This is a genomic window from Paraclostridium dentum (genome assembly GCF_012922555.1).
GTDB lineage: Bacteria > Bacillota > Clostridia > Peptostreptococcales > Peptostreptococcaceae > Paraclostridium > Paraclostridium dentum.
On sequence record NZ_WIPK01000020.1, the window covers coordinates 1 to 26490 of the forward strand.

Annotated in this window: 28 protein-coding genes; 24 read left to right on the forward strand and 4 right to left on the reverse strand. The window is 29.5% G+C overall.

Annotation, left to right across the window (positions count from 1 at the left end):
• Window positions 1-102: 102 nt before the first annotated feature.
• On the reverse strand, window positions 103-426 hold the full coding sequence (locus tag GFJ41_RS16560) for a DUF1540 domain-containing protein (protein ID WP_114542281.1): 324 nt from the start codon (window positions 424-426) through the stop codon (window positions 103-105).
• Window positions 427-525: 99 nt separating this feature from the next.
• Window positions 526-843, reverse strand: coding sequence for a hypothetical protein (locus tag GFJ41_RS16565; protein ID WP_035116851.1), 318 nt, complete (start codon window positions 841-843; stop codon window positions 526-528).
• A gap of 170 nt (window positions 844-1013) precedes the next feature.
• On the opposite strand from GFJ41_RS16565, the gene GFJ41_RS16570 reads away from it, so the two are divergent.
• The 23 genes from GFJ41_RS16570 (at window position 1014) to GFJ41_RS16680 (ending at window position 23229) form a co-directional block, all read left to right on the forward strand.
• On the forward strand, window positions 1014-1613 hold the full coding sequence (locus tag GFJ41_RS16570) for a hypothetical protein (RefSeq protein ID WP_021431775.1): 600 nt from the start codon (window positions 1014-1016) through the stop codon (window positions 1611-1613).
• 136 nt (window positions 1614-1749) lie between these two features.
• On the forward strand, window positions 1750-2259 hold the full coding sequence (ruvC, locus tag GFJ41_RS16575; protein WP_021428405.1) for a crossover junction endodeoxyribonuclease RuvC: 510 nt from the start codon (window positions 1750-1752) through the stop codon (window positions 2257-2259).
• Window positions 2252-2854, forward strand: a complete 603-nt coding sequence (gene ruvA / locus GFJ41_RS16580; RefSeq protein WP_053832150.1) for a Holliday junction branch migration protein RuvA — start codon at window positions 2252-2254, stop codon at window positions 2852-2854. Before ruvC ends, ruvA begins: the two co-directional genes overlap by 8 nt.
• Before the next feature lie 17 nt (window positions 2855-2871).
• Window positions 2872-3885, forward strand: coding sequence for a Holliday junction branch migration DNA helicase RuvB (gene ruvB / locus GFJ41_RS16585; protein WP_021428482.1), 1014 nt, complete (start codon window positions 2872-2874; stop codon window positions 3883-3885).
• 105 nt (window positions 3886-3990) lie between these two features.
• The gene (gene queA / locus GFJ41_RS16590; RefSeq protein ID WP_170075888.1) at window positions 3991-5016 is read left to right on the forward strand and encodes a tRNA preQ1(34) S-adenosylmethionine ribosyltransferase-isomerase QueA; all 1026 of its coding nucleotides are present in this window, start codon (window positions 3991-3993) and stop codon (window positions 5014-5016) included.
• A 19-nt stretch (window positions 5017-5035) separates the two neighbouring features.
• Window positions 5036-5536, forward strand: a complete 501-nt coding sequence (locus GFJ41_RS16595) for a phosphate-starvation-inducible PsiE family protein (RefSeq protein ID WP_021428403.1) — start codon at window positions 5036-5038, stop codon at window positions 5534-5536.
• Between the two features lie 19 nt (window positions 5537-5555).
• The gene (gene tgt, locus GFJ41_RS16600) at window positions 5556-6677 is read left to right on the forward strand and encodes a tRNA guanosine(34) transglycosylase Tgt (RefSeq protein ID WP_170075889.1); all 1122 of its coding nucleotides are present in this window, start codon (window positions 5556-5558) and stop codon (window positions 6675-6677) included.
• A 78-nt stretch (window positions 6678-6755) separates the two neighbouring features.
• Window positions 6756-7028: a preprotein translocase subunit YajC gene (gene yajC / locus GFJ41_RS16605; protein ID WP_021428480.1), complete on the forward strand. Its 273-nt coding sequence runs from the start codon at window positions 6756-6758 to the stop codon at window positions 7026-7028.
• 64 nt (window positions 7029-7092) lie between these two features.
• Window positions 7093-7455, forward strand: coding sequence for a TIGR04086 family membrane protein (locus GFJ41_RS16610; protein WP_021428396.1), 363 nt, complete (start codon window positions 7093-7095; stop codon window positions 7453-7455).
• 67 nt (window positions 7456-7522) lie between these two features.
• A complete protein-coding gene (gene scfA, locus GFJ41_RS16615; RefSeq protein ID WP_021122491.1) occupies window positions 7523-7666 on the forward strand; it encodes a six-cysteine ranthipeptide SCIFF in 144 nt (47 codons plus the stop codon).
• A 143-nt stretch (window positions 7667-7809) separates the two neighbouring features.
• On the forward strand, window positions 7810-9183 hold the full coding sequence (scfB, locus tag GFJ41_RS16620; RefSeq protein WP_085283014.1) for a thioether cross-link-forming SCIFF peptide maturase: 1374 nt from the start codon (window positions 7810-7812) through the stop codon (window positions 9181-9183).
• Between the two features lie 5 nt (window positions 9184-9188).
• Window positions 9189-9689, forward strand: a complete 501-nt coding sequence (locus GFJ41_RS16625) for a gamma carbonic anhydrase family protein (RefSeq protein ID WP_170075890.1) — start codon at window positions 9189-9191, stop codon at window positions 9687-9689.
• 85 nt (window positions 9690-9774) lie between these two features.
• On the forward strand, window positions 9775-11439 hold the full coding sequence (locus tag GFJ41_RS16630) for an ABC1 kinase family protein (RefSeq protein ID WP_035116844.1): 1665 nt from the start codon (window positions 9775-9777) through the stop codon (window positions 11437-11439).
• 12 nt (window positions 11440-11451) lie between these two features.
• Window positions 11452-13896, forward strand: coding sequence for a single-stranded-DNA-specific exonuclease RecJ (recJ, locus tag GFJ41_RS16635; RefSeq protein WP_035116842.1), 2445 nt, complete (start codon window positions 11452-11454; stop codon window positions 13894-13896).
• A gap of 10 nt (window positions 13897-13906) precedes the next feature.
• A complete protein-coding gene (locus GFJ41_RS16640) occupies window positions 13907-14419 on the forward strand; it encodes an adenine phosphoribosyltransferase (RefSeq protein WP_021428377.1) in 513 nt (170 codons plus the stop codon).
• Window positions 14420-14493: 74 nt separating this feature from the next.
• Window positions 14494-16701, forward strand: coding sequence for a RelA/SpoT family protein (locus GFJ41_RS16645; RefSeq protein ID WP_035116840.1), 2208 nt, complete (start codon window positions 14494-14496; stop codon window positions 16699-16701).
• A gap of 9 nt (window positions 16702-16710) precedes the next feature.
• Window positions 16711-17160, forward strand: coding sequence for a D-aminoacyl-tRNA deacylase (gene dtd / locus GFJ41_RS16650; protein ID WP_035116838.1), 450 nt, complete (start codon window positions 16711-16713; stop codon window positions 17158-17160).
• A 13-nt stretch (window positions 17161-17173) separates the two neighbouring features.
• Window positions 17174-17791, forward strand: coding sequence for an MBL fold metallo-hydrolase (locus GFJ41_RS16655; RefSeq protein ID WP_025161696.1), 618 nt, complete (start codon window positions 17174-17176; stop codon window positions 17789-17791).
• A 37-nt stretch (window positions 17792-17828) separates the two neighbouring features.
• Window positions 17829-19304, forward strand: a complete 1476-nt coding sequence (hemZ, locus tag GFJ41_RS16660) for a coproporphyrinogen dehydrogenase HemZ (protein ID WP_035116836.1) — start codon at window positions 17829-17831, stop codon at window positions 19302-19304.
• Window positions 19294-20556: a histidine--tRNA ligase gene (hisS, locus tag GFJ41_RS16665; protein ID WP_170075891.1), complete on the forward strand. Its 1263-nt coding sequence runs from the start codon at window positions 19294-19296 to the stop codon at window positions 20554-20556. Before hemZ ends, hisS begins: the two co-directional genes overlap by 11 nt.
• Window positions 20557-20594: 38 nt before the next feature.
• Window positions 20595-22385 carry an aspartate--tRNA ligase gene (aspS, locus tag GFJ41_RS16670; RefSeq protein WP_021428382.1) on the forward strand — a complete coding sequence of 597 codons (1791 nt, stop codon included), beginning with the start codon at window positions 20595-20597 and terminating at the stop codon, window positions 22383-22385.
• A gap of 102 nt (window positions 22386-22487) precedes the next feature.
• Entirely contained in the window at window positions 22488-22778 is a 291-nt protein-coding gene (locus GFJ41_RS16675) for a metal-sensitive transcriptional regulator (RefSeq protein WP_021428502.1), read from the forward strand.
• A 10-nt stretch (window positions 22779-22788) separates the two neighbouring features.
• Window positions 22789-23229 (forward strand): SoxR reducing system RseC family protein, encoded by a 441-nt coding sequence (locus GFJ41_RS16680; RefSeq protein ID WP_021428532.1) that lies wholly within the window; start codon window positions 22789-22791, stop codon window positions 23227-23229.
• A gap of 35 nt (window positions 23230-23264) precedes the next feature.
• Here GFJ41_RS16680 and GFJ41_RS16685 read toward each other — a convergent pair whose 3' ends face one another.
• Window positions 23265-23855, reverse strand: coding sequence for a threonine/serine exporter family protein (locus GFJ41_RS16685; RefSeq protein WP_081949254.1), 591 nt, complete (start codon window positions 23853-23855; stop codon window positions 23265-23267).
• Complete coding sequence (locus tag GFJ41_RS16690; protein ID WP_025161698.1) at window positions 23855-24640, reverse strand: threonine/serine exporter family protein; 786 nt, start codon at window positions 24638-24640, stop codon at window positions 23855-23857. Before GFJ41_RS16690 ends, GFJ41_RS16685 begins: the two co-directional genes overlap by 1 nt.
• 264 nt (window positions 24641-24904) lie before the next feature.
• Here GFJ41_RS16690 and glyA point away from each other — a divergent pair, with 264 nt between their 5' ends.
• The gene (glyA, locus tag GFJ41_RS16695; RefSeq protein WP_170075892.1) at window positions 24905-26149 is read left to right on the forward strand and encodes a serine hydroxymethyltransferase; all 1245 of its coding nucleotides are present in this window, start codon (window positions 24905-24907) and stop codon (window positions 26147-26149) included.
• Window positions 26150-26490: the final 341 nt, after the last annotated feature.

The following is a 26490-nucleotide window of genomic DNA, read 5'->3' on the forward strand; positions in this document are numbered from 1 at the left end:
ATAGATTAGTAGACATGCTAGAAGATGATGATGATGTTCAATCTATAGCTCATAACTGGGAAATAGAAGAATAAAAAAAGGAGATATTTATATCTCCTTTTTTTATTTACATTTAAAACTTGAACAACTTGTTTCAGAGTAAAGGTTAGGTCTACCAGTATCAGGCGATACTTTTATAGAATCTAAAGTACATAAGTTGTTTGAGTTGTATGAACATGTATTCACCTTACAGAAAAGGCAAGAGCACGCTCCACTATCATTAGTATTATTAGTAAGATCACTATAAACTGCATGTTCTAAAAATGATGCACATGCTGTATGTTCTTTTGTTTGAGCTGCACTTCCTTGAATGTTAACTCTATCTGCGTAACATAAACCTTTGCTATTGTGAGAACAGTTATCAACACTACATTTAATTTTATCCATAATAAATCCTCCTAAAATAGTATTTACTAAAATTATTTCCAAAAGGATTTATAGATATACTTTATAAAAAAAGGCAATAGAGATTTTAAAGTCATATCACTAATTATTTGAATCAAATAATTTATTGAAGTTTGATATATTCATTAGTATTTTTGAAATTAAAACTGAACTTTCTGGATAAGCTTTTAGTTTAGGTATTAAATCATATAAGCCCGATTCAAAGCTCTTAAAATCAAATTTATGTCCATTTTCTAAATAATACTCAAAATTTTCAACATAATCTCTAATAGATAAAAATTCGTATAAAGTTAGCTCTGCAAATACAGTAGCTTTATGAGACGGGTGTTTTAACAGTAAAACTTGTTGTCTAAATTCAATAAATTCAACTCTTGATAATAATTCATTATCGATACTCAATATTTTCACCTCCATCAAAAAATCATATTTATAAAGTATAATATGAAAATTTATCAATAAATGGGACTAAGGATAGAAAAATATTTAAAATAAAATATTATAATAAATGTAAAAAATGTATAAAAAATAAATAATTGGAAAAAATATCCGATATAAGGAGGTTGTTTTTAATGTTCGAAAAGAAAAAAGAATTTCCTTGGCGAATACCAATTGTTATAATTTTAGGCATAGTAGTTCTCGCTGGAGGGATTTATGTAGGATTTAAATCAACAAATGAAAATATTTCTAAAAAGACCAATTCAGAGCAAAAGAAAGAAGAAACAACAGCAAAAGAAATTTTTAATTTAAGTGAAGACTGTGAAATTTGGGTAGAAAAGACACTTGAAGATGGCACACCTAGCAAAGAAGCTCCAACAATGATCGGTACGATACCGAAAGATTTGGTTGGAAAATCAAAAGAAGATATAACTAAGTACTTATCGACTAAATATCCTAATAGAAGCATAAAAAAACTAGATACATATGAAATTACTTTACAAGAAAGAGAAACATTTAATGATACTAGTAAGGCTAATCAATTTGCTATAGTTGATAACAAAGGTTTATTAAATGTTTACAAGTACAATGAAAAAGGCGATAGAGAATTTATAGAAAATACAGAAATTGAAACAGAGTCTTTACCTAAAAAAGTTCAAGAAGAAGTTAAATCTGGAATATTTGCAAAATCACAAGATGAAATTTATTCAAAATTAGAAGACTTTGGGAGCTGAAAAAATATAAACTCATAACCAATACTATTGAAAGAGATGAAAGGGAAACTTTTCATCTCTTTATAGTTTATAGCTAATTATGTTATTATATATTAATATAGAACGTAAGTTTCGTAAAAAGGAGTTATTTCAAAATATGATTATTTTAGGTATAGATCCAGGAATTGCTATTGTTGGTTATGGAATTATAGAATATAAAAATAATAAGTTCAGAGTTATTGATTATGGAGCGGTTACTACTCCAGCACACATGGATATATTAAGAAGATTAGAGCTTGTATATAAAGGAATAGACATGCTTATAAAAAATTATAATATTGACGAAGTTGGAATTGAAGAGTTGTTCTTTAATAAAAATGTAAAAACAGCTATAACTGTAGCACAAGCGAGAGGAGTTACAATGCTTGCATGTGCACATAATAACATACCTGTATATGAATATACACCTCTTCAAGTTAAACAAGGAGTAGTTGGATATGGTAGAGCTCAGAAAGCTCAAGTTCAACAAATGGTTAAGTCATTTTTAAATTTAAAGGCGATACCAAAACCAGATGATGTAGCAGATGCATTAGCAGTTGCAATATGTCATTGTCATTCAAATAAATTAGAAAAAACACTAAAGAACATAGGGGGGCAATATGTATAGTTATATAAAAGGTAAAATTGAAGAAATAAATTTAGATAGTTTAGTAATAGAGGCAAATAATATTGGATATAAAGTAAATGTATCAGCAAATACTTTAGCAGACGTAAAACTAGGAAAAGAATGTAAAATTCATACTAAGCTAATAGTGAGAGAAGATGACATGAGTCTATGTGGATTTTCAACAAAAGAAGAGTTAAAAATGTTTGAATTATTAAATTCAGTTTCTAAAATAGGACCCAAGGTAGCTTTGGGAATTTTATCGTTTGCTACACCTAAACAAATAGGTGCATATATAGTCAGTGAAGATGTAGCAAAAATGTCAAAAGCGCCAGGGGTTGGGAAAAAAACTGCTGAAAGAATTATATTAGAACTAAAAGATAAAATTGATAAAAATAACATAGAGTTTGAACCTACACTTCTTAGCCAAATGCCAATAGCTGTATCACAAGATGAAGCAGTTGATGCACTTATTGCATTAGGATATTCATCTCAAGAATCTAAAGAAGCAGTTGATAAGTGTAAAAAAGATGGAATGAACACAGAGGATATAATTAAAAAATCATTAAGTTATATTATGAGTAAATCTCTTAGATAGAGGGGGAAAATTGAAATATGTTTGAAGATGAAAATAGAATTATAACATCATCTATGCAAAATGAAGATGTAGACATAGAAAATAATTTAAGGCCAAAGAGTCTAGATGATTATTTAGGGCAAAATAAGGCAAAAGAATTATTAAAAATATTTATAGAGGCAGCAAAAGCTAGAAATGAACAGTTAGACCATGTTTTACTATATGGACCACCAGGTCTTGGGAAAACAACACTTGCATCTATAATAGCTAGTGAGATGGGAGTTAATCTTAGAATAACATCAGGGCCTGCCATAGAAAGGGCTGGAGACTTAGCAGCTATACTTACAAACTTAAATGAAAATGATGTTTTATTTATAGATGAGGTTCATAGAATAAGTAGAACAGTTGAAGAAGTTTTATACTCTGCAATGGAAGATTACTGTTTAGATATAATTATAGGTAAAGGGCCATCTGCGAGAAGTATACGACTTGATTTACCTAAATTTACATTAATTGGAGCAACTACAAAAGCAGGTATGCTAACAAACCCGTTAAGAGATAGATTTGGAGTTATATGTAAACTAGATTACTATACAGTTGAAGAACTTGCTCAAATCGTAATAAGATCCTCTGCTATTTTAGGAGCTGAAATTCAAATAGGAGGAGCAACCGAGATTGCAAGAAGGTCTAGAGGAACTCCAAGAATTGCAAATAGATTACTAAAAAGAGTTAGAGATTATGCACAAGTTAGAGCAGATGGAAATATAACTGATGAAGTTGCAAATGATGCTTTAGAATTGTTAGGAGTAGATAGCTTAGGACTTGACTATGTTGATGAAAAGTTACTAGTTACAATAATTGAAAAGTTTAAGGGCGGGCCAGTAGGATTAGATACATTGGCAGCATCTATTGGAGAAGATAGAAATACTATTGAGGATGTGTATGAACCATATTTACTTCAATTAGGATTTATAAATAGAGGACCTAGAGGAAGGATTGCCATGCCTCTTGCATATGAACATTTAAATATTCCTTATCCAAAAGAAAAATAGGAAAAATTAATTTATATAGCATTTAATAATAGGATTAATGATAGAAAAAAATTATTTTTTTTGTTATGATGTAATTTGTACTAAAAAATAGAAAGGACGTTTAAATTGAAAACTAGTGATTTTTACTTTGACCTACCAGAAGAATTAATAGCTCAAACACCGTTAGAGGATAGATCTAACTCTAGACTTATGGTTTTAGATAGAAAAACGGGAGATGTTGATCACAAAATATTTAAAGATGTTATAGATTATCTGAATCCAGGAGACTGTTTAGTTCTTAATAATACTAGAGTTATACCAGCTAGACTTATAGGAGAAAAAGTTGACACTGGAGGGAAAATAGAATTTCTTTTATTAAAAAGAACAGAAAAAGATGTATGGCAAGCTTTAGTAAAACCGGGGAAAAGAGCTAAAATAGGAACAAAATTTTCTTTCGGAAATGGAAAACTTATAGGCGAGGTTGTAGGGCTTGCAGAAGAAGGTTCTAGATTAGTTAAATTTTACTATGAAGGAATATTTGAAGAAGTACTAGATGAATTAGGAAATATGCCGCTACCTCCATATATAACAGAAAGATTAGAAGAAAGAGAAAGATACCAAACTGTATATTCAAAACATAATGGATCTGCAGCTGCGCCTACAGCAGGACTTCATTTCACCAATGAATTACTAGAAAGTATAAAAGCAAAAGGAATCGATATAGCTTTTGTAACATTACATGTAGGGCTTGGAACTTTTAGACCTGTAAAAGTTGATGATGTATTAGCACATGAAATGCACTCTGAATACTATATGGTTGATAAAGAAGCTGCTGAGAAAATAAATAGAGCGAAAAAGAATGGAAATAAAGTTATATGTGTTGGTACTACTAGTTGTAGAACTGTAGAATCAGCAAGTAACGAAAATGGAGAAATTGTAGAGTCTAGTGGATGGACGAATATATTTATATATCCAGGGTATAAGTTTAAGGTAGTAGATAGGCTAATAACGAATTTCCACTTACCAGAATCTACTTTAATAATGTTAGTAAGTGCATTAGTTTCAAAAGATGCTGTTTTAAATGCATATAATACAGCAGTTAAAGAAAAATATAGATTCTTTAGTTTTGGAGATGCAATGATAATTAAATAAATTATCAAGGGGGAATAATATGAAAAAACTAGCTGAAAAAAGTTTAGCACTTAAAATTGCATATATATTTGAATCACTGTTAGCTATGGTTGTGCTGCTTGCGGTATTTTTAGGAACAATAGATGTATTAAGAATGATATGGCATTCGTATATTGTTGAATACAGAACTCCAGTACAATATGCTCAGTTTAATGATTTGTTAGGACAAATATTACTGTTAGTCATAGGTGTAGAGTTAGTAGTAATGCTTTCATTACATATTCCAGGGGCGCTAATTGAAGTACTATTGTATGCAATAGCTAGAAAGTTACTATTATTGCCTAAGAGTGAGGGTATGTTAGAGCTATTACTTGGAATTATGGCTATAGCTGGTTTATTTGCAATAAGAAAGTATTTGTTAACTGATGACAATAGCACAATGAATGTAACCAGTATTCATTATGAAGAATGTGAAGATGAAGATTGTGATTGCCATAAGCGAAATTTAGAAAAAGCATTGAAAAATGAAAATAAACAATAGATAAATAAGGAGAGTTATAATGAGTGCAGTAAGATATGAACTTATAAAAACTTGTAAGCAAAGTGGAGCAAGATTAGGAAGATTATACACTCCTCACGGAGTAATAGAAACACCAATATTTATGCCAGTTGGTACTCAAGCAACTGTAAAATCTATGACACCAGAAGAATTAAAAGAAATAGGTTCTCAAATTATTTTAAGTAATACGTATCATTTATATATGAGACCAGGTCATGATTTAGTTAAAGAAGCTGGAGGGCTTCATAAATTTATGAACTGGGATAAGCCTATACTTACAGATAGTGGTGGATTCCAAGTATTTAGCTTAGGGCCACTTAGAAAAATAACTGAAGAAGGAGTTCACTTTAGATCTCATATAGATGGATCAAAGCACTTTATAAGTCCGGAAAAAGCTATGGAAATACAAAATGCATTAGGTTCAGATATAATGATGGCGTTTGATGAGTGTGCTCCATACCCAGCTGATAGAGACTATGTAAAAAATTCTTTAGAAAGAACTACTAGATGGTTAGAAAGATGTAAAGAAGCTCATAAAAACACAGAAAATCAAGCTCTATTTGGAATAATCCAAGGAGGAATGTACAAAGATTTAAGAGAACAATCAGCAAGAGAAGTTCTAGCTTTAGACTTACCAGGATATGCTGTTGGAGGATTAAGTGTTGGAGAGCCAAAAGACCTTATGTACGAAGTTTTAGATTACACTGTACCTTTAATGCCTGAAGATAAACCTAGATATTTAATGGGAGTAGGAAGTCCTGATGACTTAATAGAAGGTGTTATAAGAGGAATAGATATGTTTGACTGCGTATTACCTACTCGTATAGCTAGAAATGGTACAGCTATGACAAGTGAAGGTAAAGTAGTGGTTAGAAATGCAAAATATGCAAGAGATTTTGGACCATTAGATCCAAATTGTGATTGTTATTGTTGTAGAAACTATACAAGAGCATATATAAGACATTTAGTTAAAGCTAATGAAATTTTAGCTGCTAGACTTATAACTACTCATAACTTACATTTCTTACTAGATTTAATGAAGCAAGTAAGACAAGCGATAATGGAAGATAGATTATTAGATTTTAGAAAAGAATTTTTCCAAAAATATGGCTATGAATTATAATTATTTTAAGTTATAATAATTATTATATAAAACTAAATTGAAGAGTTTTAAGAATATATTATAAAAGGAGTGGGATAAATGCCTCAAGCAGTAGTAGGAATACTTATGTGGGTTGTATTTTTTGCAATTTTTTATTTCTTCTTAATAAGACCACAAAAGAAAAAAGACAAGCAACTTAAAGAAATGAGAGAAAGCTTAGATGTAGGCGCTAAAGTTGTTACAATAGGTGGTATAGTAGCTAATGTAGCTAAGGTTGAAGAAGATGTTGTTATATTAGAAATAGGGCCTAGTAGAACAAAAGTACCATTTGAAAAATGGGCTATAGCTTCTACAGAATCAAAAGAAAAATAAAACGATATTAGTAATTACAAAGCCTTTCCTTGAATATATTTTATATTAGAGGGGAGGTTTTTTTATGGAAAAATCAAATAGCATATTTAAAGGACTTGGATATGCGTACATAATAACATTAATTTGTTTACTAACTTACAATGGACTACTTACTTTTACTAATATGTCAGGAGACAGTATAGCTATGGCTGCTTCTGTTATAACTACAGCTTCTGCTGCATTTGGAGGATTTTATGCATCTAAAAAAATAAAAGAAAAAGGTCTTTTATATGGTATATTAGTTGGACTACTTTACATAGTGTGTTTAATGGTAGTTGTATTTTTAGCTAAAGATTCTTTTGTGTTTGAGATTACATCTATATATAAAGTATTATTGACATCACTTGCAGGTGGAATAGGTGGAGTTTTAGGGGTAAACTTTAAATAAATTTCCACTTATGTAAAATTTATGATATAATCAATAAAGGTTTATATAAGGATAGGAGGTAGTTTCAATGGAAAAGAAGCATATAAAAACTTTATCTAAAGCTACTTTAAAAGAAAGTGCGGCAAAAGGTGGATGTGGAGAATGTCAAACATCTTGTCAATCTGCTTGTAAAACTTCTTGTACAGTTGCAAATCAAGAGTGCGAAAGATAGTAAATATATTTTAAAAAAGAAAAAGCAGCTAATTTAGCTGCTTTTTTTGAGTGAAAATGAATCGATTTTATAGAAAAGATAAATAGTACATAATTACATTTATATGATAATATATAGATATAAACAAACTAGGAGGGACCACAATGGATATGATACATAAATTTTCGATGCACGGGTATAATATAGTTTTAGATGTAAACGGTGGAGCTGTTCATGTTGTTGATGAAGTTGCATATAACCTATTAGACCACTATAAAGAGAAATCTCTAGATGAGATAATAAGTTTATTAAGTGAGACTTATACAGAAGATCAAATAAAAGAAGCTTATAACGAAGTAAAAACATTAGAAGAAGAAGGTTTGTTGTATACAGAAGACACATACAATCATCACCCTAATTTTATAGATAGAAAAAAAGTAGTCAAAGCCTTATGCTTACATGTGGCTCATGATTGTAACTTAAAATGTAAGTACTGTTTTGCTGCGCAAGGAGATTTTGGTGGAGCTAAAGAATTAATGAGTTATGAAGTAGGTAAAAAAGCAATAGATTACTTAATAGCTAATTCTGGAAATAGAAGAAACCTAGAGATAGACTTCTTTGGTGGAGAGCCTCTAATGAATTTTGAAGTTGTAAAACAACTTGTTGAATACGGAAGAAGTATAGAAAAAGAAAATAATAAAAATATAAGATTTACAATAACTACAAATGGAATATTATTAGATGATGAAAAAATAGAGTACATAAATAAACATATGCATAATGTAGTTTTAAGTTTAGATGGAAGAAAAGATGTTAATGATAGAATGAGACCTACATTAAATGATAAAGGTAGTTATGATATAATAATGCCTAAGTTTAAAAAATTAGTTGAAAGTAGACCTAAAGACAAATATTACTACATAAGAGGAACTTTCACTAGGGACAATTTAGATTTCTCGGAAGATGTGCTTCATTTTGCTGATGAGGGGTTTGAATTAACATCTGTAGAGCCTGTTGTAGATGATGAAAGCAACCCATTTGCACTTAGAGAAGAAGATTTAGAGACAGTATTTAATGAATATGAAAAATTAGCAGTTAAATACTCTGATAGATTATTAAATGGAGACAAGTTCAAATTCTTCCACTTTATGATAGATTTAAATCAAGGACCTTGTGTAATAAAGAGAATAACTGGATGTGGAGCAGGTAATGAATATTTAGCTATAACTCCTGAGGGAGATATGTATCCATGTCATCAGTTTGTTGGAAAAGAAGAGTTTAAATTAGCTAATATAAATGATGAAGAAATAGTAATACCTAGAGAATTAACAGATAAATTCAAAAACGCTCATGTGTACAGTAAGGAAGATTGTAAGAAGTGTTGGAATAAATTCTACTGTTCAGGAGGATGTCATGCAAATGCTATGAACTTTAATGGCGATGTAATGAAACCTTATGAATTAGGTTGTGAAATGCAAAAGAAACGTACAGAATGTTCAATAATGATACAAGCAAGATTAATGATAGAAGGGAAATAGTTTAAATGATTAAGGGGTATAAAGGAAATAATCCTGTAATCGATAGTAGTGTTTTTATAGCTGAATCTGCAGATATAATAGGAAATGTTACTATAGGAAAAAATTCAAATGTATGGTATAACGTGGTTATAAGAGGTGACGAGAATAATATAGTTATAGGTGAAAATACTAATATACAGGATGGAACTGTTATACATATAGAGTATAATAAAGATACTATAATAGGAAATAACGTAACTGTTGGTCATAAAGCTCTTATACACGGATGTACAATAGGAGATAATACTTTAATAGGAATGGGATCTATAATACTAGGTGGTGTTGAAATCGGAGAATACACTTTAGTAGCTGCTGGAAGTCTGATTCCACCTAATAAGAAAATACCATCTGGAGTGCTTGTAAAAGGAGCTCCAGCACAAGTTGTAAGAGAACTTACAGAAGAAGAAAAACAAAATCTTGTTAATTCTGCATTAAAATATGTAGAAACTGCAAATAATTATAAGTAGAGATGAAAAAAGGGGCAATATAATAATATTGTCCTTTCTTCTCTTATAAAATAAAACTACTTAAACTGAGACTAGGGTGTGAAAAATGAAGGTAAGTTATAGACATTTAAAAAGATATAAAGAAATAGTTCATATACTTTTAAAATATGGATTCAGTATTATTGTTGAAAAACTTAATATAGAAGGAGTAGCTTATAAAATTCCTATAACAAATCCACCGGCAGAGATAAAGAATATGACTACAGGTGAAAGGCTTAGAAAAGCATTTGAAGAATTAGGGCCTACGTATGTAAAATTAGGACAGATATTAAGCACGAGAAAAGATTTACTAGATCAAAGCATTATAAGTGAATTGGTAAAGCTAAGAGATAATGTTGAAGTGTTTGATACTGAAATTGCTATGAGCATATTAAAAGAAGAGCTTAGTATGCCTATAGATAAAATTTTCGAAGAGTTTAATGAGACACCTATAGCAGCCGCATCTCTAGGGCAAGTTTATGAAGCAAAATTAATTAGTGGAGAAAATGTAATAGTAAAAATCCAAAGACCTAATGTTGAGCAGTTGATAAAATCGGATATAGAAATTTTAAAGTCTATTGCATCTGGTTTAACGGATATAAAAAAAGATTTGAATATAGATGTACAAGGTATAGTTGAAGATTTTGAAACTCAAATTCTAAGAGAGCTAGACTACAACTTCGAAGCTATAAATGCTGTTAAGTTCCAAAATATGTTTTCTAATACAAATGAAGTTTATATACCTAAAGTATTTATGGATTATACTACTCAAAAGGTATTAGTATTGGAAAAAATAGTTGGAGTTAAGCTTAGTGACGTAAATAAAATGAAAAAGCTAGGCTGGGATACGGAGAAAATAAGTGAAATAGGAATTAGATCTTTATTTAAACAAATTTTTGAATATGGATTTTTCCACGCAGATCCGCATCCAGGAAATATATTTGTTATAAATGAAAATTGTATAGCGTATATAGATTTTGGAATGATTGGAATTATTGATAAGAAAATGTTAAATACATTAAATTCAATAACACTTGCAGCTGTGGATAGAAATATAGATAGAATAATATACTTACTGATGGAGTTAGATGTAATATCTTATGACACTAATTTAACTGGTCTAAGACAAGATTTACTTTATTTAATGCATTATTATTATGATGTTCCGATAGATAAATTAAGCTTGGGAGATATATTAAATGAAGTATTTAGATTTTGTAGAACATATAAGGCTGCGCTTCCGCCACAATTAGTATTATTAGGAAAAGCTCTTATTACCTTAGAGGGTACGGCTAGAGAATTAAATCCTAATTTTTCAATAACTGTTGCAGGAAAATCATTTATGAAGTATTACTACCTAAACAGGTTAAATCCTGAAAATTTAATAAAAGAATCAAAACAAAGCGCTCAAGAAGCTATTGCAGATATAAGGATAATTCCTAGACAAGTAAAATCTATTTTAAGAAATATAGAAAAAAACAATATTAAAATTCACATTGAAGATGTTAAATTCTCTAAATTAGAAAAAATAATAACAGATTTGGCAACTCAACTATCATTAAGTTTAGTGCTAGCTGCATTACTAGTTGGATCCTCTTTAATAATAGCTTCGCCAAATGTAAATAGCAATTGGTGGGTCAAAGTACTTGCATTTTCAGGGTTTGTAGTTTCTTTTTTAGTAGGAATACTTTTAGTTGTGAAGATAATAAGATCACAATATATAAAAAAATAGGGGGAGATATGCATGTTTAACAAAAAATGGACACTTAAGTACAAAGGTAGCATAAAAGAATATGATTTAGGTAAAAAAATGAAGATTTCCCCGGAAATAGGGCAAATTTTAAAAAATAGAGGTATTAAAGATAAAGAAGATGCTGAAATTTTTATAAATCCGTCATTAGATTACTTAAGAGACCCATTTTTAATGAAAGATATGAAAAAAGCTGTAGATAGAATAAAAGATGCTATGGAAAACAATCAAAACATATGGGTATATGGAGATTACGACGTTGATGGAGTATCATCTACATCTATATTATGTATATATTTCGACTCTATAGGATACCCAGTTAAATACTATATACCAAATAGATTAGAAGAAGGATACGGTATAAATGAAGATGCAATAAGAGTATTGAAGGAACAAGAGTGTGATTTAATAATAAGTGTAGATTGTGGAATAACATCTGTAAAAGAAGTTGAATTGGCGAATGAGTTGGGTATAGATATTATAATAACAGATCACCACGAGGTACAAGATAAAATACCAGATGCGTATGCAGTTATAAACCCTAAGCAAAAAGATTGTAATTATCCATTTGACATGTTATGTGGGTGTGGTGTGGCATTCAAAATTATACAAGCATTAACGCCTGAAGACGAGTTTAAAACTTCTATGTACAAGTACTTAGAAATAGTAACTTTAGCGACTATCTGTGATATAGTACCTTTGGTGGATGAAAATAGAATAATTGTAAAAAATGGCTTAAAGCTTATGAAAGATGGAGAAAATATAGGTCTAAGAGAACTTATAAATGTTTGTGGAATTGAAACAGATAAAATAGGGTCATCGCATATAGGATTTTCTATAGGACCAAGAATTAATGCTTCTGGTAGATTAGGGTATTCATATTTAGGTGTTGAATTATTTACAACTAAATCAAAAGAAGAAGCTATGGAAATAGCTAGTCTCTTAGAAGAAAAGAATAATGAAAGACAAATGATAGAAGCTAAAATGTATCAAGAAGCAGAAGATATAATTTTAAATGACAAAAACTATAATTCAGATAAAGTACTAGTAATAGCAAAAGAAGGATGGCAACATGGAGTTATAGGTATAGTTGCATCTAAATTGACAGAAAAGTATTATAAGCCAACAATACTTTTAACTATTGAAGATGAAGAAGCTACTGGGTCTGCTAGATCTATAAAAGGGTTCAGTATATTTGATACTTTAGTTAATTGTTCAGAGTTACTAAATAAATTTGGCGGACATGAACAAGCAGCAGGACTATCAATGGATTCTAAAAATATAGAAACTTTAAGAAGAAAAGTTAATGAAATTGCAAACTATCAACTTACAGAAGATGATATGGTGGAAAATATATCTGTAGAGTTTGAATTAAATGAAGGTTCTATAGATTTTAATTTAATAGAAGAACTTCATAGTTTAGAGCCTTTTGGAATGAGTAATCCAAGTCCTAGATTTATAATGAGGGAATTAGAAATAAGAGGTATTTTTAGACTAGGAAAAGATAAAAATCACTTAAAATTAAACTTAGAAAAAAATAACGTATATGAATGTATAGGATTTAACATGGCATATATGTCTGAGCAATTTGAGGTAGGGGATAAAGTTGATGTATTATTCCAATTAGATGAAAATAACTACATGGGAAATAGAAAAATACAATTTTTACTAAAAGATATAAGAATGGCATATCCAAAGGATATTGGCAAAAATTTAGATAGTATAAATCTATTTAGAAATATTAAACCTTGTTTAGACTCAAATAATAAAATTTCAAATTATGGAAAAGTTAATATAGATGGATGCAAAGATATAAATGTATTTGATTATATAAATGAAAAAAGTTTAGTAATTGCAAATTCAGTAAATGGATTTTTTAAAGCATTATCAGATATATCACTTACTGAATATGAATTTGACATAAATTACAATATTATAGAGAATATAAACAACAAAGTTCAACTTATATTCTTTCCCTATATTGATAAAATAGATTTAAAAAGATATAATAATATTATTCTTTATGATTATTTATATGATATTGAGGAATATTCATGTCTATTTGAAGAAAGTGACAATGAATGTGAAATTATAAAATATTATGATAAGAATGATTTAATATATATAAATAATATTATTAGAAGTATAATTCCGGAGAGAGAAGAATTTATAACTTTATATAAAATAATGTCTAAATATAAAGAAATAAAAATTAATATACTAGACATTAAATCTAAGTTAAACATAGCACCAATAAAATTATTTGCTATGTTAAATGTGTTTAAAGAATTAGATTTAATTAATTTTCATGTGGAAGATGAAAATAGTACTTTAACAATGGAAATTATGCCAAAACCAAGTACTAAGATTGATTTAGCTTCAAGTAAAGTACTACAAGGACTTAATCAACTTAAGGATAAATACAAGCAAAGCTATTAGGAGGATTTAAATGAACTTAAAAGATTCAATAAGAGAGATTAAAGATTTCCCAAAACCAGGTATAGGATTCAAAGACATAACAACTTTATTAAGCAACGGAGAAGCATTTAAGTTTGCGGTAGATGAAATAATAGCAGATCTAAAAGATAAGAATGTTGATATAATAGTTGGACCAGAAGCTAGAGGTTTCTTAATGGGAACACCAGTTGCTTATGGAATGGGTATAGGATTTGTACCAGTAAGAAAGCCAGGTAAGTTACCAGGAGAAACTGAAAAGTTTGAATATGGATTAGAATACGGAACAGACACTTTAGAAATCCATAAAGATTCAATAAAACCAGGGCAAAGAGTTGCAATAGTAGATGACTTATTAGCTACAGGTGGAACTATGGAAGCTGCAGCTAAACTTATAGAAAAATTAGGTGGAGAAGTTGTTTCTATGCAATTTTTAATAGAATTAGAAGAGTTAAATGGTAGAGATAAAGTATCTCAATATCATGTAAACTCACTTGTAAAATATTAATAGTGTTCAATAGTTGGTAAAAAGCCAACTATTTTCATATATATCAAAATTTATACTATAAAATAGGTGGTACTATGCAAGATAAGCAATTACAAGAACTAATAGAAAAAATAAAAAGATATGCCCCTAATGGCGATTTAGACTTAATTGAGAAAGCCTATTACTATGGTAAAAAAGCTCATGAAGGACAATTAAGAAAATCTGGGGAACCATATTTTATACATCCAATAGCTGTTGCTAATATACTTTGTGATATGGAATTAGATATGCAAACTATAGCAGCGGGATTATTACATGATGTAGTTGAAGATACCGAATTTACATATGAAGATATTAAAAATGATTTTGGGGAAGAAATCGCAGACCTTGTTGATGGAGTAACTAAACTTGGACAGATAAAGTATAAGTCTAAGGAAGAGACGCAAGCTGAAAATTTAAGAAAAATGTTTTTAGCTATGTCAAAAGATATAAGAGTAATACTTATAAAATTAGCCGATAGGTTACATAATATGAGGACTCTAAAGTTCATGCCGCCTGAAAAAGCTAAAGCTAAAGCGACAGAAACGCTAGAAATATACGGTGGAATTGCAAGTAGATTAGGAATATACAAAGTAAAATGGGAACTAGAAGATATCGCACTTAGATATATAGACAGTGATGGATATTATGATTTAGTGGAAAAAGTAGCTAAGAAAAGAAGCCAAAGAGAAGCTTATATAGAAAGAATAGTACATATTCTTAAAGAAAAATTTGATGAAGTTAATATAAATTGTGATATATATGGAAGACCTAAGCATTTCTACAGTATATATAGAAAAATGAAAAACAAGCATAAAGATTTTGAAGAAATATATGATTTAATGGCAGTTAGAATAATCGTAAATTCAGTAAAAGATTGTTATGCAGTTTTAGGTATGGTACATACCCTATGGAAGCCAATACCAGGAAGATTTAAAGACTATATAGCTATGCCAAAGCCTAATATGTACCAATCTTTACACACTATAGTTGTAGGACCAGATGGAGAGCCGTTAGAAATTCAAATAAGAACTAATGAAATGCATAACATAGCAGAGTACGGAATTGCTGCACATTGGAAGTATAAAGAAGGAAAAACCACTGTTAAAGAAAGTAAACTAGAAGAAAAACTACAATGGTTAAGACAGATGATGGAGTGGGAAAAAGATTTAAAAGACCCACAAGAATTTATGGATGCATTAAAAGATGATGTATTTAATAGTCAGGTGTATGTATTTACTCCAAAAGGTGATGTAATAGAGTTGCCGGCAGGATCAACACCGATTGATTTTGCATACAGGGTTCATACCAATGTAGGAAACAAATGCGTAGGAGCTAAGATAAATGGAAGAATAGTTACATTGGACTATAAACTACAAAATGGTAATATTGTTGAAATTTTAACTTCAGCAAATTCAAGTGGTCCAAGTAGAGATTGGATAAATATAGTACAAACTCCTAATGCTAAGTCTAAAATAAGACAATGGTTTAAAAAAGAAAGACGAGAAGAAAATATAGAAAGAGGTAGCTTGATTTTAGAGAAAGAATTCAAAAAATATAGCATACCAACAAAAGATCCAATAATTGAAAAGTATATGCTTCAAATGGCAAGAAAGTTTAACCAACCGACTGTAGGTGATTTAGTAGCAACTATAGGATATGGAGGTATAATGCCATCGCAGATAGTTCCTAAAGTAAAAGAACTTTATGAAAAAGATTACGTAAAGAAATCTTCTGAGATAAAGGTCGTAGATGATATAAATAAACATAGTATAGGTGAACAAGAGTATACTAAGAAAAGAAAAAAATCATCACCTCAAGGTATTATAGTAAAGGGAGTAGACAATATACTTGTCAGATTTGCTAAGTGCTGCAATCCAATACCTGGAGATGAAATTATAGGATATATAACAAAGGGAAGAGGAGTTGCTGTACATAGAAAAGATTGTCCTAACTCTAACTTAGACAATGACTACTTTAAAAATAGATTAGTAGAAGTTTCTTGGGAAAACTCGAATAACGCCAAATTTGAAGCTGAAATTCAAATACAAGCAGAAGACAGACGTGGAATTATAAATGACATAACACATATTGTGGCTATAGAAAAAGTATCATTAAATGGAATTAATGCAAGAAAAGGAAAACTAAATATTGTAAGTGTAAACTTACTTGTAGAAGTTGATAGTATAGAAACATTAACTCTTTTAATGAAAAAAGTAAGAGCAATACCGGGAGTAGACGATATTTATAGAGTTATAAATTAAGGAGGCATTATGAGAGCTGTAGTTCAGAGGGTAGCATCATCTAGTGTCACTGTGGATGAACAAAAAATTTCAAATATTGAAAAAGGATTATTAGTACTTTTAGGAGTGACACATGAAGACACTAGTAAGGATGTTGATTATTTAATAGAAAAAATAGTTAACTTAAGGATATTTGAAGATGAAGATGAAAAAATGAATTTATCTCTTAAAGATATAAATGGAGAATTGATTGTTGTCTCACAATTTACATTATACGGAGACTGCAAAAAAGGTAGAAGGCCTAACTTTACAGGAGCGGCTAAGCCAGATTTAGCTAATAATTTATATGAAGAATTCATCGAAAAAGCTAAAAAACAAAATATAAATGTTGGCACTGGAAAATTTGGAGCACATATGATGGTTGAGTTGATAAATGATGGACCAGTTACAATACTTATAGATTCTGAAAAAAATTTTTAAGGGGGATTTAGTTATGATAATAGAGAAATTTACAGATCATTTATTTGGAGAAAACACATATTTAATAGCAGATAAAAACACTAGAGAGGGTGCAGTTATAGATCCAGGTGGAGAAGTAGATGACTTAATGAGGTTTATAAAAGATAATTTTATAGATGTTAAATATATAATACTTACTCATGGGCATGGAGACCATATTGGTTGTGTACCTAAGTTAAAAGAAGCTACAAATGCATGTATAATAGCTGATAGTGAAGAAAAAGAGCTGCTTTTAGATAAAAAGAAAAACTTAAGCTATAGAATGCATTGTGGAGCAACTGAATTTGATGCAGACAAATATGTAAATGAGGGAGATAGTATAAAATTAGGAGAATTAAAACTTAAATTTATACATACTCCAGGACATACAAAAGGTTGTATGTGTATAAAAGTTGGTAATCACATGTTTACAGGAGATACATTATTTGCTGGAAGTATGGGAAGAACTGACTTATACAGTGGAGATGACAACCAAATGAAAAAATCACTAAATAGATTAAAAAAATATGAAGACGATATAATAGTATATCCAGGGCATGGTCCAAATACTACAATGGGAATAGAAAAAGCAACTAATCCATATTTAGTATAAGGTATTTGCTTAGAATAACAATAAAGGAGTAGTTTAAATGTTAGGTATTGAGTTAAAAGGACATGACTACAAATATGAAATTGCAGAATTATTCAAGTTATTTACTACTCAATTTAAATTTATAAAAGAAGATGAAAAATTTGAAAAAGCTTTGATAAATGAGTTTATTAAAGATGAAGATTATATAAAGAGTACAACTAAATACTATGAAAATAATGATTTAAAGCTTTGCAAAGAAGAAGTTTTTAATATAAATTCTTTAAATGAAGAAGAGATAAAAAAGAAATCTAAAACTATTATAAAGAGAAGTATATTTAAGGTTTTAAGTGAATTGTACGATACTTACGTACCATGGGGGATTTTGACAGGGATAAGACCTGTTAAAATAGTCCATAGTTTGTTAGATGAAGGACTGAGTGAAGTTGAAATAAGACAAAACCTTAAAGATAACTATTTAATAAAAGATGAAAAAATAGATTTAGCTTTAGATATAGCAAAAAGAGAGCGTGTATTTATATATCCTATTGATAAAAACAAAATATCTTTATATGTAAGTATTCCTTTTTGCCCTACAAGATGTGTGTATTGCTCATTCCCTTCTAATCCCATGAAACAATTTGGACATTTAAGAGAAAATTACGTAAAAGCTATTGTAAAGGAAATAAAAGGATTAGCAAAATTATTAAAAGAGACTAATAAAGAAATCGAAACTTTATATATAGGTGGAGGTACACCAACAACATTAGAGGCTGAACAACTAGATAATTTAATTAAATCTTTATTTATGGAACTTGACTTAACAAAAATAAAAGAGTTTACAGTTGAAGCTGGAAGACCAGATACTATAACTAGAGAAAAATTAGAAGTTATGAAAAAGCATAATGTTACTAGAATAAGTATAAATCCTCAAACTATGAATAATGAAACTTTAGTCAAAATTGGTAGGGATCATAACGTAGATGATATAGTAAGATGTTTTAATATGGCTAGAGATCTTGGATTTAATAATATAAACATGGATATTATACTAGGTTTAGTAGATGAAAATGTGGAAATGGTTAGAAATACTTTAGAGAGAATAAAAGAACTTTCTCCAGAGAGTTTAACTGTACATACATTAGCAATAAAAAGAGCATCTACACTAAAAGAAAATCTAGATAAGTATGAACTTACAAGATATGAAGAGATGGTAAGTATGATAAATTTATCTATGGAGTATGCAAAATCTATGAGTCTTAATCCTTACTATATGTACAGACAAAAACATATGCTTGGAAACCTTGAAAACATAGGATATGCTAAAGAAGGATTTGAATGTATATATAATATTCAAATTATGGAAGAAAAGCAAAGTAATCTTGCTGTAGGGGCAGGTGCTATCAGCAAATATGTATATGTAGATGAAGATAGAATTGAAAGAACTGACAATGTTAAAAATGTAGAAATTTACATAGATAGAGTTGATGAAATGATAGAAAGAAAGGAAAAGGAGGTATATAAAAATGCTAACTAAAGCTCCAAGAGGAACTAAAGATATAACTCCAAAAGATGCATATAAATGGAATTATGTTGAAAATAAATTTAGAGAAGTATGCGCATTATTTGGATATGAGGAAATAAGAACTCCTATATTCGAACATACAGAGTTATTCCAAAGAGGTGTAGGAGAAACAACAGATGTCGTTCAAAAGGAAATGTATACTTTTGAAGATAAAGGAAAAAGAAGTATAACACTAAAACCAGAAGGTACAGCTGGTGCAGTTAGAGCATTCATTGAAAATAAAATGTATGCAGATACTCAACCAACTAAATTATTCTACCAAACTCCATGCTTTAGATACGAAAGACCTCAAGCTGGAAGACAAAGACAATTCCATCAATTTGGAATAGAAACATTAGGTAGTGATAAACCATCTATAGATGCTGAAGTTATAGCTTTAGCTGTTCAATTTTTCAATGAAGTGGGATTAAATAATTTAGAAACTTGTATAAATTCAGTAGGTTGCCCTACTTGCAGAGAAAAATATAATAATATTTTAAAAGAGTATCTAGATGCCAAAAGTGATGTTTTATGTGAGACTTGTAACGAGAGAAAAGAAAAAAATCCAATGAGAGTTATAGACTGCAAAAACCCAGTTTGTAAAGAAAATTTAGCAGATATTCCATATATGATAGATCACTTATGTGATGACTGCAAAGATCATTTTGCGAAGGTTCAAGAGTATTTAACTGAAATGGGTATAAATTTCAAGGTTGATAAAACTATAGTTAGAGGACTTGACTACTACAAAAAGACTGCTTTTGAAATAATATCAAATGATATAGGAGCACAAAGTACAGTTTGTGGTGGTGGTAGATATGATGGACTAGTAGAACAACTAGGAGGTCCTAAAGGCGTTAGCGGAATTGGATTTGCTCTTGGTGTTGAAAGATTATTATTAACTCTTGAAAATAATAATATAGAAATACATAACCCTAAAGCTACAGATATATTCATAGCTACAATAGGTGAAAATGCTCAAACTAAGAGTTTTAAAATATTAAAAGATTTAAGAGAAAATCATATAAGTGCAGATAAAGATCATTTAGATAGAAGTTTAAAAGCTCAATTTAAATATTCAGATAAATTAAATGCAAAATATACTATAGTAATAGGTGATGATGAATTAGCAAATGATGAAGTTAAATTAAAAGATATGTCAACATCAGAACAAACTACTATAAAATTAAGTGAAATAGTTAAAGAATTAAAAAATAGATTATAGATAATTCTTAATAATTAATAACATATTGGAGGAAAGACATGGAGACTCTAAACGGATTAAAGAGAACTCACTATTGTGGAGACTTAAGAGAATCTAATATAGATGAAGAAGTTGTACTTATGGGATGGGTACAAAAGAAAAGAAACTTAGGTGGATTAGTATTTGTAGACTTAAGAGATAGAAGTGGAATTTGCCAAATAATATTTGACACAGATGTAAATGCAGAAGCTTTTGCAAAAGCTGAAAAGTTAGGATCTGAGTATGTAATAGCAATAAAGGGTAAGGTTGCAGAAAGATCTTCTAAAAATCCTAATTTACCAACAGGTGATATAGAAGTATTTGCTACAGAATTAAAATTACTAAATAAATCAGAGACACCACCTATATATATAAAAGATGACGATAATGTATCTGAAGAATTAAGACTTAAATATAGATATTTAGATTTAAGAAAACCATCTATGCAAAAGAACTTAATATTAAGAAGTAGAGTTGCTAGTATAGTTAGAAATTACTTAACAGAAAATAATTTCTTTGAAATAGAAACACCATTTTTAATAAAACCAACTCCAGAAGGAGCTAGAGACTATTTAGTACCAAGTAGAGTAAATGAAGGTAAATTCTATGCACTACCACAATCACCTCAATTATTTAAGCAATTATTAATGGTAAGTGGAATGGATAGATACTTCCAAATAGTTAAGTGTTTCAGAGATGAGGACTTAAGAGCTGATAGACAACCAGAGTTTACTCAAATAGACTGCGAAATGTCTTTTGTTGAACAAGAAGATGTTATGGCTATAATGGAAAAAATGGTACAAAGAATATTCAAAGAAGTATTGAATGTAGAGGTTAACTTACCTCTTAAGGCGATGACTTATGCTGAAGCTATGGAAAGATATGGATCAGATAAGCCTGATACTAGATTTGGATATGAATTAACTAATATATCTGATGTAGTTGCAAATTGCGGATTTGGTGTTTTTGCTAATGCTACTAAAGATGGTATGAGTGTTAGAGGTATAAATGTAAAAGGTAAAGCAGAAGATTTTTCTAAAAAACAAATTGGAAAATTAGAAGATCATGCTAAAACTTATAAAGCAAAAGGGCTTGCTTGGATGAAAGTTGGAGAAAATAATGAAGTAACATCTCCTATAGCTAAGTTCTTCACAGAAGAAGAAATAAATGCTATATTAAATAAAATGGATGCTCAATCTGGAGACTTATTATTATTTGTTGCAGATAAGGACAGTGTAGTATTTGATGCTTTAGGTCAAGTAAGATTAGAAGTAGCTAGAAGATTAGACTTATTAGATAGTAATACTTATGAAATGTTATGGGTTACTGAATTCCCAGTATTTGAAGAAGATGAAGAAACTGGAAGAATGATAGCTAAACATCACCCGTTCACTTCTCCATTAGATGAAGATTTAGAAAGATTAGAGAGCGATGATAAAGCTTCTTTAAGAGCTAAAGCTTATGATATGGTTATAAATGGTTATGAAGTAGGAGGAGGAAGTGTTAGAATATTTAATGCTGATGTGCAACAAAAAATGTTCAAAGCATTAGGTTTCACTGAAGAAGAAGCTCAAGAAAAATTTGGATTCTTATTAGATGCATTTAAATATGGTACTCCACCTCATGCTGGTATGGCATTTGGTCTTGATAGACTTATAATGATATTAGCTGGAACTACTAATATAAAAGATGTAATAGCATTCCCTAAAAATCAAAGTGCTGTTTGTCCTATGACTAATGCTCCTGCGATTGCAGAAGAAGCTCAATTAGATGAATTAAATATAAAAGTTGATATAAAAGATAAAGAATAGCACGTTTAAAATAAATACTGTTGAAGAAAATTCAGCAGTATTTATTTTTTTTTGAAGAAAATAATATATAATATATTATATGAATGAAAAAGAGGTAATAATATGGAGAAAAAATTAGCTAAAAATAATGATAAGGAAGCCATTATAAAGAGATTAAATAGAATTGAAGGTCAAGTAAAGGGTATTCAAAAAATGGTAGAGGATGAAAGATATTGTGTTGATATTTTAGTTCAAATATCAGCAATAAGATCAGCTATAAATAGAGTTGGGAATATAATACTTGAAAATCATATAAAAGGATGTGTATCAAACTCGATAAAAGAGGGTGAAACACAAGAATCAGAGGAATTAATTTCTGAATTGATGGAAACTATAAACAAATTTACAAAATAGGGGGAGCGCTATGAATCAACATGGGTATGTAGTAGAAATAGTAGATAGTATAACCGCTAAAATAAAAATGCAACAGCATTCAGCTTGTGCATCTTGTGGGAAGTGTGCATCATCTACTGATAAAAAAGATATAGTTGTTGAAGTTGATAATACTATAGGAGCTAAAGTAGGTGACTATGTAGAATTAAATATGGACTCTATAAATGTAATAAAGGCTGCATCTATAGTATATATAATTCCTTTAGTAGCACTTTTAGGGGGCACCGTAATTTCATATAGTATACTAAATCTTATTAATATTTCTGTTAATAAAGAAATATTAAGTGCTGTAATAGGTCTACTTTTAACTGGATTAGCTTATTTATTTATAAAAAAGAAAGATTCAAAGCTTAGAGAAAGTAGACAATATATACCAGTAATAACTAAGGTTATAGATAAAATAAATATATAAAAAAGAGGAAGTTACACAACTTCCTCTTTTATTATCTATTCTAAATCTTTTTTATCATCTTCTTGTACATTTTTATCTTTATCTATTGCTAAATCTATATCTAAATCACTATCTTCTGTCATTATATTATTTTCATAGTTAGAATCTTTTTTTGTTATAACGTGGTTAAATCCAAATGTAGCTTTATTTAATTTTACTGTATTTATAGTTTTAACAAATGAAGTAACCAGTAATACACCAAGAGATATAGCACCTCCAACTAAAAGTGCAGTTGCACCTGTAGATGCAGCAAGTTCATAGTTTTCTTGAACTAAATAAAGCATTGTGTTATACATTCCAAGTCCAGGGACTAAAGGAATTATACCAGGTATTACAAAGACTATAGCAGGTTGTTTTAATTTTCTAGCACAAACTTCACTAGCAATACCTATTATAGTTGCTGGAACAAAGTTTGATAAAGTTGGATTATTTGTTGCTTTAAATAAGTATACATACAATACCCATCCTACAGCACCTATTAAACCAGACACATAAAGAGATCTTTTAGGAGCGCTTAAAAATATAGCAAATCCTATTGTAGATAAAAAACTAAATATAAAATGTAAATATAAAGGCATGCTACTCATTATAATATACCTCCTAATCTAAGCCATACTTCAAGAACAAACCCTACTCCAACAGCTATAGCGGTTGCGGTTAATGCAGCGTCAAAAGCTCTAGCTACTCCTGAAATTAAATCTCCAGAAATAAGGTCCCTTAAGCCTTTAATTAATGAAACTCCAGGAAGAAGAGGCATTATAGATCCTACAATAAGAGTATTAGGTTGACTCAAAAGCCCTAAACTCGATAAACTAACACCTACAACTGCTATGAAAATTGAAGCTGCAAGTGTAGAAAAAGAAGGTATAGAACTAATACTAAATATTTTATCAAATATTATAACAGCAAAAATTGATGTTATGTATGTAAATAAAAAATCTACCACTGTACAACCTAATAAAACTGAGAAGCATGCAGATCCTAGTCCAGTTCCTATATATACTACCCATTGGTTATAAGACTTAGCTTTTTCAATTCCTTTAAGTTGTAGTATAGCATCTTCAATTGATAAATCTTTATTAGATACAAATTCCCTTGAAAATGCATTTAAAAGATCGATTTTATTTATGTTTATACCTCTATTTTTTATAGTTTTCATAAACGTTATACCATCGAATCTTTCGTCGGAGATAATTATTACAGTAGGGGATGTAAATACGTTTACATGCTTAAAACCTCTAGAGTTGCAAATTCTAAGTATGGTGTCCTCTACTCGATAAGTTTCAGCACCATTTCTAAGCATAAGCTCTCCTGTGAAAAGTGCTAGTCTGAAGATATTTTTTTTTCCATGTTGGTCAATGTTATTCTCTATATCCAAAATTACACCTCCTAAATAAATATAACATAAAGATTATATCAAATTATTGCACCATATTACACATATTTATTCACTATAAAAACATATTTGATTTAATTTGAAAATTGAATTAAAATTAAATAATATTAACAGTTGAAAAATTGTGAAAATTGGGTATATAAAAGTGTACAAGTGAATATATAAATATTAGTATTTTACAATTATTTAAGTAGCTTTTAATAATACATATTTATTTATATATAAAGAAAGGGTGATTAAATGTTTGAGAATTTAAAGAAGGTTGATAAAGAAATTTATGAAGGTATGCAAAGAGAATTAGAAAGACAACAAAGGAACATAGAATTAATAGCATCAGAAAATATAGTATCTATGGCGGTTATGGAGACTATGGGAAGTCACTTAACTAATAAATATGCAGAAGGATATCCACAAAAAAGATACTATGGGGGATGTGAGCATATAGATGAGATAGAAAAATTAGCTATTGAAAGATTGAAAAAAATATTTGGGGCAGAACATGCTAACGTTCAACCTCATTCTGGTGCTAATGCAAATATGGGTGTTTATTTCTCAATTTTAAAACCTGGAGATAAAGTTATGGGAATGAATTTATCTCAAGGTGGTCATTTAACTCATGGGTCTCCTGCAAATATATCAGGGCAATACTTTGAATTTACAGAGTATGGTGTAGACCTTAAAGATGGAAGAATAGATTATGATGATATAAGAACAAAGGCACATGAAATAAAACCTAAGTTAATAGTAGCAGGTGCTAGTGCATATCCTAGAGAGATAGATTTTAAAAAGTTTAAAGAAATAGCAGATGAAGTAGGAGCTATGCTTATGGTAGATATGGCTCATATAGCAGGGCTTGTAGCGGCTGGACTTCATCAAAATCCATGTGAGGTTGCGGACTTTGTGACTACTACTACACATAAAACTTTAAGAGGACCTAGAGGCGGAGTAATTCTTTGTAAAGAAAAATATGCAAAAGCTATAGATAAAGCTATTTTCCCAGGAACTCAAGGTGGTCCATTAGAACATATAATAGCTTCTAAAGCTGTAGCATTTAAAGAAGCTTTAGAACCAGAATTTAAAGAATATCAATCTCAAGTTGTAAAAAATGCTAAGAAACTAGCAGAAGAATTAATAAATAGAGGATTTGAATTAGTAACAGGTGGAACTGATAACCATCTAATTTTATTAGACTTAACTAATAAAAATATAACTGGAAAAGAAGCTGAAAAAAGATTAGATGAAGCATATATAACAGCTAATAAAAATACAATACCGTTTGATCCAAATGGAGCTTTTGTTACTAGTGGTATAAGATTAGGAACTCCAGCTGTAACAACAAGAGGAATGAAAGAAGAAGATATGAAAGATATAGCAGAAGCTATAGATTTATGTTTAACTTATAATAAAGAAGAAGAAGCTAGAGAAAAAGTGGTAGCTTTAACAAATAAATACCCTTTATATAATGAATATAAAATATTTGAATAGAAGTAGGATGAAAAAATATAGTATGTAAATTAGTAGACCACGAAGTGTAAATATAAAATATTTGAGACACAAAGCTGAGAAGAGGTTTTGAAATGTCGCTTCAGATTTTATATTTATACTTCGTTAACTTTAACATACTATATTTTTTATTATTAGGAGAGGTTAAGGGTGATTAATAAGGGAATTAAAGCACTGAAATTCGAGATTTTTTAGATGAAATTTAAAAAATAAAATTAAATTTTAAAAAAGTGTTGACGATGTTATATTAAGATGGTATAGTATTACTTGTCCTTAAGAAAAGGGCAAAACAAAAATGAACTTTGAAAATTAAACAGTAGGTT

What these genes read in the sequence shown, in the direction of transcription:
- GFJ41_RS16560 (WP_114542281.1), bottom strand. Translation starts at nt 426, where the DNA reads ATGGATAAAATTAAATGTAGTGTTGATAACTGTTCTCACAATAGCAAA.
- GFJ41_RS16570 (WP_021431775.1), top strand. Translation starts at nt 1,014, where the DNA reads ATGTTCGAAAAGAAAAAAGAATTTCCTTGGCGAATACCAATTGTTATA.
- ruvC (WP_021428405.1), top strand. Translation starts at nt 1,750, where the DNA reads ATGATTATTTTAGGTATAGATCCAGGAATTGCTATTGTTGGTTATGGA.
- ruvA (WP_053832150.1), top strand. Translation starts at nt 2,252, where the DNA reads ATGTATAGTTATATAAAAGGTAAAATTGAAGAAATAAATTTAGATAGT.
- ruvB (WP_021428482.1), top strand. Translation starts at nt 2,872, where the DNA reads ATGTTTGAAGATGAAAATAGAATTATAACATCATCTATGCAAAATGAA.
- GFJ41_RS16595 (WP_021428403.1), top strand. Translation starts at nt 5,036, where the DNA reads ATGAAAAAACTAGCTGAAAAAAGTTTAGCACTTAAAATTGCATATATA.
- tgt (WP_170075889.1), top strand. Translation starts at nt 5,556, where the DNA reads ATGAGTGCAGTAAGATATGAACTTATAAAAACTTGTAAGCAAAGTGGA.
- yajC (WP_021428480.1), top strand. Translation starts at nt 6,756, where the DNA reads ATGCCTCAAGCAGTAGTAGGAATACTTATGTGGGTTGTATTTTTTGCA.
- GFJ41_RS16610 (WP_021428396.1), top strand. Translation starts at nt 7,093, where the DNA reads ATGGAAAAATCAAATAGCATATTTAAAGGACTTGGATATGCGTACATA.
- scfA (WP_021122491.1), top strand. Translation starts at nt 7,523, where the DNA reads ATGGAAAAGAAGCATATAAAAACTTTATCTAAAGCTACTTTAAAAGAA.
- scfB (WP_085283014.1), top strand. Translation starts at nt 7,810, where the DNA reads ATGGATATGATACATAAATTTTCGATGCACGGGTATAATATAGTTTTA.
- GFJ41_RS16625 (WP_170075890.1), top strand. Translation starts at nt 9,189, where the DNA reads ATGATTAAGGGGTATAAAGGAAATAATCCTGTAATCGATAGTAGTGTT.
- GFJ41_RS16630 (WP_035116844.1), top strand. Translation starts at nt 9,775, where the DNA reads ATGAAGGTAAGTTATAGACATTTAAAAAGATATAAAGAAATAGTTCAT.
- recJ (WP_035116842.1), top strand. Translation starts at nt 11,452, where the DNA reads ATGTTTAACAAAAAATGGACACTTAAGTACAAAGGTAGCATAAAAGAA.
- GFJ41_RS16640 (WP_021428377.1), top strand. Translation starts at nt 13,907, where the DNA reads ATGAACTTAAAAGATTCAATAAGAGAGATTAAAGATTTCCCAAAACCA.
- GFJ41_RS16645 (WP_035116840.1), top strand. Translation starts at nt 14,494, where the DNA reads ATGCAAGATAAGCAATTACAAGAACTAATAGAAAAAATAAAAAGATAT.
- dtd (WP_035116838.1), top strand. Translation starts at nt 16,711, where the DNA reads ATGAGAGCTGTAGTTCAGAGGGTAGCATCATCTAGTGTCACTGTGGAT.
- GFJ41_RS16655 (WP_025161696.1), top strand. Translation starts at nt 17,174, where the DNA reads ATGATAATAGAGAAATTTACAGATCATTTATTTGGAGAAAACACATAT.
- hemZ (WP_035116836.1), top strand. Translation starts at nt 17,829, where the DNA reads ATGTTAGGTATTGAGTTAAAAGGACATGACTACAAATATGAAATTGCA.
- hisS (WP_170075891.1), top strand. Translation starts at nt 19,294, where the DNA reads ATGCTAACTAAAGCTCCAAGAGGAACTAAAGATATAACTCCAAAAGAT.
- aspS (WP_021428382.1), top strand. Translation starts at nt 20,595, where the DNA reads ATGGAGACTCTAAACGGATTAAAGAGAACTCACTATTGTGGAGACTTA.
- GFJ41_RS16675 (WP_021428502.1), top strand. Translation starts at nt 22,488, where the DNA reads ATGGAGAAAAAATTAGCTAAAAATAATGATAAGGAAGCCATTATAAAG.
- GFJ41_RS16680 (WP_021428532.1), top strand. Translation starts at nt 22,789, where the DNA reads ATGAATCAACATGGGTATGTAGTAGAAATAGTAGATAGTATAACCGCT.
- GFJ41_RS16685 (WP_081949254.1), bottom strand. Translation starts at nt 23,855, where the DNA reads ATGAGTAGCATGCCTTTATATTTACATTTTATATTTAGTTTTTTATCT.
- glyA (WP_170075892.1), top strand. Translation starts at nt 24,905, where the DNA reads ATGTTTGAGAATTTAAAGAAGGTTGATAAAGAAATTTATGAAGGTATG.